Origin of the sequence: Synechococcus sp. R55.4, assembly GCF_047461935.1 — a bacterium.
In the GTDB taxonomy this organism is placed as follows: Bacteria; Cyanobacteriota; Cyanobacteriia; order Thermostichales; family Thermostichaceae; genus Thermostichus.
Map to the genome: position 1 here is coordinate 73,433 of NZ_JANSIF010000006.1, position 7,282 is coordinate 80,714.

The following is a 7,282-nucleotide window of genomic DNA, read 5'->3' on the forward strand; positions in this document are numbered from 1 at the left end:
GTCTCCATCAGCACTCTCAATCCACGGGCTCAGTAGAGCTTGGCGCTGGAGGTGAGCACCAGCTTCAGGCGGGCGTGGATCAGGTCCAAGTCCGCCAGCCCCAAGTCGATCTCGCCATCGACGACGATGCCGGTGTGGATCAGCCGATCCAACAGTTCCAGCAGGGATCCCTCGCGGTGGGGTTGTCCGGGGTAGTAGTCCCCCTGGCGGGGCAGGAGGGTGCCCAGATCTCCGAGCTCCAGGTTCAAATCCGCTGGGTCGATCTCCAACAGGCTGCAGATTTGTCGAATTTGCTCCCGCAAGGCTTGTAGGCTGCTGCCGGCCCGCTCAATCTGCTCTGCAGAAAGGCGCTCGGCCTCCATTTGCCGCACCACCTGCGCCTCCATCAACTGCCGCAACAGCTCCACCAAGGTCAGCACCAGAGAGGCCAAACCGGCTTCCGGGCGTTTCCGGCCAGGGGTGGGCCGAGCCTGGCTCAAGTCTTCCGAGCTGGCGGGACTGATAGAAAAGCGCGGCGGGGGAGAAGGGGCAATCCAACGGTCAAAGGGCTGGCAAAGCTGTTCCAGGCTGAGCAAATGGAGACGGGGATCCCGAGCGGCCTCTTCCCTTTCCTCTGGTAGGTTGTAGCCCCAGTCGGCCAAAAACAAGAGAACCTGCTCCAGCTCCGGCACCCTCTGCACCTGGCGCAGCGTTTGCAGGCGATCCTCCACAAACCACAGCTCCTCAGCCGGCAGTTGGGCGGCAGCCAGTAGCCGCTGTAAAGTGGTGGCCTTGGGGGCGCGCACCTCCTTGCCCAGAATGCGGTGGCGTGGCAGTTGGATCCCTGCTCGGCCCAAGAGCTGCTGGATGAACCGTCCCTCTTTGGTGCTGAGGATGGCCAAGCGCGGCTCCCCTGCAGCCTGAACCTGGCGTAGCCAAGCCGCCACCCCCGGATAAAAGCGGTGTAGCCCCAGCCACCCCTGCAGATCCTCTTCAATCCAACGATCCCGCACCCGATCCAACGCTTGGATTAGAGAGAGGGCAGGGATCCCTGACTGCTGCAACAACTGCTGACGCCAGCCCGGCCAGTCTTGGCGCAAGTCCTCCTCCCGGATCCCTTCCTGTAGCCCCCACAACAACAGAGGCATCTCCCAGCCGGTCTCGATCAGCGGGCGCAGACGGTCAAAAGCAGGACGCAGCGGCTCTAGCTGAGCAGGAGCCAAGCCCCACACCTGAGCACAAACGCGGCAGGAAGAGGCAAAATACTCCGCCCGCCCATCGCAGAGCACACCATCAAAATCCAGAACCAGAATGCGGGGGGACATTCGCCGGGGCCTAGCGAACTCCATACCTGAGTCCCCCTGAGGGCAAGTTGCAAAAATGGGGCCAGAGGCCAAGTTAATTCAACCAAACTGTTCCACCGGAGTGGCCCAACCTAATTGGATTCCGAGATACGAACGGACTGGATCTCCACTGGATTCAGCGGGCGATCCTGGGGGCCGGTGGGAGCCGTTGCAATTTTATCCAACACATCCTCTCCCTCGATCAATTGCCCGAAGATCGTGTAGTTGGGAGGCAGCGGATAGTCGGCGTGCATGATAAAAAACTGGCTGCCGTTGGTGTTGGGGCCAGCATTGGCCATCGCCAAAGTGCCGCGGCTGTAGGGACGTTGCACCGGCTCATCGGGAAAGCGGTACCCCGGCCCACCCCGCCCCGTGCCCGTGGGATCCCCACCTTGGATCATGAAGCCCCGAATCACGCGGTGAAAGATGACACCATCGTAGAAGTGGTCGTTGGCCAAAAAGACGAAATTGTTGACGGCGAGGGGAGCTTCTTGCGGGAACAGCTCCAGAACCATTGTGCCGGCGGTGGTCTCCATCGTGGCCGTGTAGGACTTGGCCGGGTCGATCACCATCGGGGGGGGATTGTTGTAGGTTTTCACGGGTTTGCCCAAGTGTTGTGCCAGGAGCAAATCGCGAGAAGAATGCGGGCGGGCCAAAACAGGGAGAGCACTCAACCCCACCCAAAGCACCACCATCAGCACAGCTAACTTCACCAGGCTGGCCAACTTAGATCGCGCACGCACGTTTCTTGCAGGAAAGCTCCATCCCCATCGTACCAGGATTCTGTCCGAGCTTAATCTTCCCCGGACTTGGATGGAGACTTGGCCCGCCGCACCAGCCAATAACTTACCGAGAGGGCCAACGTCGCTGCCCCCAAGCCAATGAGCTCCAACCCCCCCAGCTTCTCGAAATCGAAAATGATGATCTTGCGGGCCACCGCAATCAAAGAGGTGACGATCACCAGCTCCACCTGCACCACCTGCTTTTGCAAGTAGGCGGTAATGTTCTCCAGAATTTCCAGCGCAATCAGAATATTTAAAAAGAGGCCGAAGATCTCGATTAAAGTGGTGGAGAAAAACCCAGTTGGCTCGGTCAACAAATCTGCCACCAAGAACCGGGCCAAGTCCACCACTGCTACTGTGATTAGCCCGATCATCAAAATTGACAGTAGCTTCGAGATCAGGCTTTCCAGGCGGGTGATGGCCCGCAAAAAGGGATCCTCCTCTTCTGTCTCGTGGGGATTGTGCAACAGCCACTTGAGAAACCGCATCGCCAACCCCGACAGATCCAAACCCTTATGTCCTGATCCTGAGACAACATTATCCGTCCCAACCGTCTTGCCGGGAAGCAGGCAGGGATCCCTTGGGGCGATGATTGCGACACCGCTCAGAACAGTATTTCACCTCCGACCAACAGTCGGCCCACTTTTTGCGCCAGGTGAAGGGTCGCTGACAGGTGAGACAAATCTTGCTGGGCAAATCCGATTTCTTCCGTTGGCGTGGCATGGTGCACTGCAAAACAAGGTCAACTCTGTAGTCAGTTTAACAATCCTACCGGATGCTGACCGTTACCATCACGGAAGTGTTTAGTCTGCGCCCCACCTTAGCAAAAGCTGAAGTCTGAACCTAGAGAAATCGAGTAGCCTCTTGAAATCCGGCGAGATCTCTGCCCTGTGTCTGCAGGGATCCCTGAAGGAAGTTGGGTTTGCTGAAAGGTTAGCCGCCTCCATCCTGTACTGAGTAAAGTTCTTAACACCCGCTTGTGAACTTGAGCTTGAGTTTGTATGAAATCTCAACCAAATGGGACGAATGTAGCTGTTCAGAACTCTCCTCCTCCACTGAAGCGGGTTGAGGTACGGCTCAGCAAACCCGGCAACCGAGCGACCCAAGCCTCGCTTTCGGAAGACTCAGTGGGCGTATTTTTGCGGGAAATGGCTCGCTACCCACTCCTCAATGCCGAGCAGGAAGTGAAATTGGGACGGCTGATTGCAGAGGGGGGAGCCGCCGGGGAACGGGCGAAACGGGAATTGGTTAGGGCCAACCTGCGCCTGGTGGTCTCGATTGCCAAAAAGTACTTAAATCGCGGTGTGCCGTTTCTGGATCTGATTCAAGAAGGCACCATTGGCCTGATCCGAGCCGCAGAAAAATTTGAGTACGAACGCGGCTACAAGTTTTCCACCTACGCCTACTGGTGGATTCGCCAAGGGATCACCCGCGCCGTTGCCAATCAGGGGCGCCTGGTGCGGATCCCGGTGCATATGGTAGAAAAGCTCAACCAGGTGAAGCGGATCCGGCGGGAGCTGACCGAGACCCTAAACCGTCGCCCCACCCAAGCGGAAATTGCCGAAGCTCTGGAGATTTCCCCCGACAAGCTGGACGCTCTCTTAACCCTCTTGGAAGCCGGTCGCCAAACCCTTTCGCTACATACTCCAGTTGGCAAAGAGGAGGATAGGGAGCTGATGCAGCTTATCGAGGACGCCAACAGCCTCACTCCCGAATCGCAAATGGACTTGCACCTGCTGTCTGCCCAACTGGAAGAAATGCTGGAGCAGCTCAGCCCCCGAGAGCAAGAAATCCTCAAGCTCCGCTATGGGCTGAAAGATGGCCACCTGCACACTCTCTCCGAAATTGGTCAGCTCTTCGGCCTCTCTCGGGAGCGCGTCCGACAAATTCAAGCACGAGCCATGCGCAAACTGCGCCATCCACGCCGACAGGAAATTTTGGCGGACTGGATGACCTCGTTTTAGGCAGTAGGCCACGGCTGCTCCACAGGCGAAACCCAGGATTCCGCAGCAGTTTATGTTCAGCAAAGCTCTGCAGAACCAGGACCAGAGGCGTGCCCCCACTTTTGGACAAGGGATCTGTCCACTAGCCGATGTTCTGCAACTGCAGGGGGTGAGGCCGAGGGCGGCTGCGCAGGGCAGCTTCGATCAATCCCAAAAAGAGGGGGTGGGGGCGGTTGGGGCGGGAGCGAAACTCCGGATGGAACTGGGTGGCGATGAAAAAGGGGTGGCTGGGCAGCTCGATAATCTCCACCAAGCGGTTATCCGGCGAGACTCCGCTGATGATATAACCAGAGTCCAGAAAAAGGCTGCGGTAGGCATTGTTAAACTCATAGCGATGGCGGTGCCGCTCGTAGATGATGGCCTCACCGTAGAGCTTGGCCGCTAGGGTATTGGGCATGATGCGACAGGGATAGAGGCCCAGCCGCAGGGTTCCTCCCAGATCTTCCACATCTTTCTGCTCCGGCAGCAGGCTGATGACAGGGTGGGGGGTATCAGGATCAAACTCATAGCTATTGGCCCGCTCCAGGTGGGCAATGTGACATCCCCAGTCGATCACCGCGCACTGCATGCCCAGACACAGCCCTAGGAAGGGAATGCCTTGCTCGCGCACGTAGCGGATGGTAGCCACCTTGCCCTCGATGCCGCGATTGCCAAACCCCCCTGGCACCACTACCCCATCCACACCAGCCAGTAGGGCTTCCGGCCCCCGCTCCTCGACTTCCTCAGAAGAGATCCAGCGCAGGGTGACACCGGCATTGAGGGCTAGCCCAGCATGGCGCAGGGCCTCGGCCACGGAAAGATAGGCATCTGTAAGGCGCACGTATTTGCCGACAATGGCAATCTCCACCTGCTCTTGGGGGTGGTGCAGCCGCTGCACCAGGAGCTCCCACTCCCGTAGATCTGGCTGCTGCGGATCCAAGTTGAGAATCTCCAAAACCCGCTGCGCCAACCCCTCCTGCTCGAGCACCAAAGGCACATCGTAGATGCTGGGGGCATCCTGAGCCTGAATCACACATTCCACCGGCACATCGCAAAACTCGGAGATCTTCTCCTTGATCCCGCGGGGCAATGGCTGTTCGCAGCGGCACACCAACACGTCCGGCTGGATACCAATAGAGCGCAGCTCCTTCACCGAGTGCTGGGTGGGCTTGGTTTTCATCTCCCCTGCCGCTTTGATCAGGGGCACCAGGGTGACATGCACATAGGCGACATTGGCGCGGCCCACGTCCTTGCGAAATTGGCGAATGGCCTCCAAAAAGGGCAGAGACTCGATATCCCCCACCGTGCCCCCCACCTCCACCAGCACCACGTCGGGGTTGGTCTCGCGGGCCACCCGCCGGATGCGCTCTTTAATCTCTTGGGTAACATGGGGGATCACCTGCACCGTGCTGCCCTGGTAATCGCCGCGCCGCTCTTTGTGGATCACGGCCTGGTAGATGGAGCCGGTGGTAACGTTGTTGAGCTTAGACATGTTGGTGTCAGTGAAGCGCTCGTAGTGGCCCAAGTCCAGGTCGGTCTCGGCGCCGTCGTCGGTGACGAACACTTCTCCATGCTGGTAGGGACTCATGGTGCCGGGATCCACATTGATATAGGGATCCAGCTTCAAAATCGACACCGTGTAGTTGCGGGATTTGAGCAGGCGACCCAAGCTAGCCGCTACAATGCCTTTGCCGATGCTGGAGACCACTCCGCCCGTGACGAAGACAAACTTGGTCATAGCTTGGATCCCTTGCCTTTTTTTGATTATGCCAGGGATCCCTTAGCGCAGAGAGCGGATGGGGCCGTTGTAGAGGATGGTGGTTTGAAAGGTGCGCCTGTCCACCCGCACCTGGGTTTCAATGCTGGGCTGGACAAAGCCGGGCTCTCCCCCCCGGAAGGTGAAGATCCAAGCATCTTCAAACTCTTCAAACGGCGAGTCAATGGCTGCCCCGTGCATGGAAGCTTCGGCGCGATAGCGCTGCAGGCCCCCATTGGCGATCTCGGCAGCTTGGCGGGCCAGGTTTTTGGCGCGGTTGAGATCGCGGAAGTAGCGGCTGATCTCCTCAAAACTCCCCCTGGGCAGCGGTCGCTGGGGAGCAGGGGTTGCCGGCACAGGCCGGGGATCCGGCACAATGGGCAGGGTGGGAATGTCCGGGCTGGGGGGCAAGGGTTCGACGGGGATGGGAGTTCCAGAGGGGAAAAGAGGGGTGATCACCTGCGCTTGGGCAGCCCTTCCAACCAGAAGGGATCCCCACAGGAGAGCCATACCGACGGAGCTGACAGTAGAGACAAGAAAAGTGGGCTTCATGGAGCCATTCCTCGCAAAAGTTCTGGGTTGAGAGACGCTGCAGCTCTTGAATGGGATCCTATCGATTCAGTTCCTTACAACAGCAGAGTCAAAAGCCTCTCCTCTCCTTCCAACCCCGGTCACAGGCTTGGGTCGTTCACGCAACCTCGGCTGCTGTCAGCAATGTCTGCTAGATTTTTGGAGAGGATCCCTGGCCACAGTGGGAGGATCGGGGTTCAGCAGGAGCAGCCATGGAGTTCGTCACCCTCGCAGATGCAGGGCTAAGGTTGAGCCGGGTGGGCCTGGGCACTTGGGCGATGGGCGGCGGCTGGTGGGGCCCTTCCGACCGCCAGGAATCTTACACCACGATTCGCAAAGCCATTGATTTGGGCATAACCACCTTCGACACCGCTCCCATCTACGGACTGGGTGTTTCGGAGGAAGTGCTGGGGCAAGCGATCAAAGACTCAGGTTGCCGCGATCGGGTGGTTCTCGCCACCAAAGCGGGACTGGAGTGGACAAACAACAAAGTGGTGCGCAACTCCAGCCTGCCTCGCTTGGCCCAAGAACTGGAGGATTCTCTGCGCCGCTTGCAAACAGATGTGATCGATCTCTACCAAATTCATTGGCCGGATCCCTTGGAACCGATCGAAGAAACGGCGGCGTTTCTGGGGCAGTTGCTGCAGGAAGGCAAGATCCGCGCCATTGGGGTCAGCAACTTTTCCCCCGAACAGATGGATCGGTTTCGCCAGGTGGCTCCTCTGCACACCGCCCAGCCCCCCTACAACCTGTTCGAGCGGCAGATTGAAGCAGAGGTCTTGCCCTACTGTCGAGAGCATGACTCTAGTCAATAATAAGCTCAACTATACTGAAAATAATGTATAATATGTTCAGTACGGATTACTACCA

Annotated in this window: 8 protein-coding genes; 2 read left to right on the forward strand and 6 right to left on the reverse strand. The window is 58.3% G+C overall.

From position 1 onward, the window contains the following. Positions 1-29: 29 nt before the first annotated feature. The 4 genes from gvpJ to NW842_RS02735 form a co-directional block, all read right to left on the reverse strand. Complete coding sequence (gvpJ, locus tag NW842_RS02720; RefSeq protein ID WP_414375416.1) at positions 30-1,304, reverse strand: gas vesicle protein GvpJ; 1,275 nt, start codon at positions 1,302-1,304, stop codon at positions 30-32. Positions 1,305-1,414: 110 nt separating this feature from the next. After that, positions 1,415-1,894: a peptidylprolyl isomerase gene (locus tag NW842_RS02725; RefSeq protein ID WP_011433087.1), complete on the reverse strand. Its 480-nt coding sequence runs from the start codon at positions 1,892-1,894 to the stop codon at positions 1,415-1,417. Positions 1,895-2,115: 221 nt separating this feature from the next. Beyond that, positions 2,116-2,592 carry a phosphate-starvation-inducible PsiE family protein gene (locus NW842_RS02730; RefSeq protein WP_414356708.1) on the reverse strand — a complete coding sequence of 159 codons (477 nt, stop codon included), beginning with the start codon at positions 2,590-2,592 and terminating at the stop codon, positions 2,116-2,118. 49 nt (positions 2,593-2,641) lie between these two features. After that, complete coding sequence (locus NW842_RS02735; protein WP_041437321.1) at positions 2,642-2,827, reverse strand: DUF2256 domain-containing protein; 186 nt, start codon at positions 2,825-2,827, stop codon at positions 2,642-2,644. Positions 2,828-3,105: 278 nt separating this feature from the next. Between NW842_RS02735 and NW842_RS02740 the strand changes: the two genes are divergently transcribed. Continuing rightward, positions 3,106-4,068 carry an RNA polymerase sigma factor RpoD/SigA gene (locus NW842_RS02740; RefSeq protein WP_011433091.1) on the forward strand — a complete coding sequence of 321 codons (963 nt, stop codon included), beginning with the start codon at positions 3,106-3,108 and terminating at the stop codon, positions 4,066-4,068. Between the two features lie 121 nt (positions 4,069-4,189). Here the strand turns inward: NW842_RS02740 and NW842_RS02745 are convergent, their stop codons facing one another. Together NW842_RS02745 and NW842_RS02750 are read right to left on the reverse strand one after the other, a co-directional pair. Further along, positions 4,190-5,824: a CTP synthase gene (locus tag NW842_RS02745; RefSeq protein WP_414375414.1), complete on the reverse strand. Its 1,635-nt coding sequence runs from the start codon at positions 5,822-5,824 to the stop codon at positions 4,190-4,192. A gap of 42 nt (positions 5,825-5,866) precedes the next feature. Next, a complete protein-coding gene (locus NW842_RS02750) occupies positions 5,867-6,394 on the reverse strand; it encodes a hypothetical protein (RefSeq protein ID WP_414375412.1) in 528 nt (175 codons plus the stop codon). 230 nt (positions 6,395-6,624) lie between these two features. Between NW842_RS02750 and NW842_RS02755 the strand changes: the two genes are divergently transcribed. Then, a complete protein-coding gene (locus NW842_RS02755; RefSeq protein WP_414375410.1) occupies positions 6,625-7,227 on the forward strand; it encodes an aldo/keto reductase in 603 nt (200 codons plus the stop codon). Positions 7,228-7,282 lie beyond the last annotated feature (55 nt).

Excerpts from the sequence above, each read along its gene's own strand:
- NW842_RS02725 (WP_011433087.1), bottom strand. The coding sequence starts at position 1,894 with ATGGTGATCGACCCGGCCAAGTCCTACACGGCCACGATGGAGACCACC.
- NW842_RS02755 (WP_414375410.1), top strand. The coding sequence starts at position 6,625 with ATGGAGTTCGTCACCCTCGCAGATGCAGGGCTAAGGTTGAGCCGGGTG.
- NW842_RS02740 (WP_011433091.1), top strand. The coding sequence starts at position 3,106 with ATGAAATCTCAACCAAATGGGACGAATGTAGCTGTTCAGAACTCTCCT.
- gvpJ (WP_414375416.1), bottom strand. The coding sequence starts at position 1,304 with ATGTCCCCCCGCATTCTGGTTCTGGATTTTGATGGTGTGCTCTGCGAT.
- NW842_RS02735 (WP_041437321.1), bottom strand. The coding sequence starts at position 2,827 with ATGCCACGCCAACGGAAGAAATCGGATTTGCCCAGCAAGATTTGTCTC.
- NW842_RS02730 (WP_414356708.1), bottom strand. The coding sequence starts at position 2,592 with ATGCGGTTTCTCAAGTGGCTGTTGCACAATCCCCACGAGACAGAAGAG.
- NW842_RS02745 (WP_414375414.1), bottom strand. The coding sequence starts at position 5,824 with ATGACCAAGTTTGTCTTCGTCACGGGCGGAGTGGTCTCCAGCATCGGC.
- NW842_RS02750 (WP_414375412.1), bottom strand. The coding sequence starts at position 6,394 with ATGAAGCCCACTTTTCTTGTCTCTACTGTCAGCTCCGTCGGTATGGCT.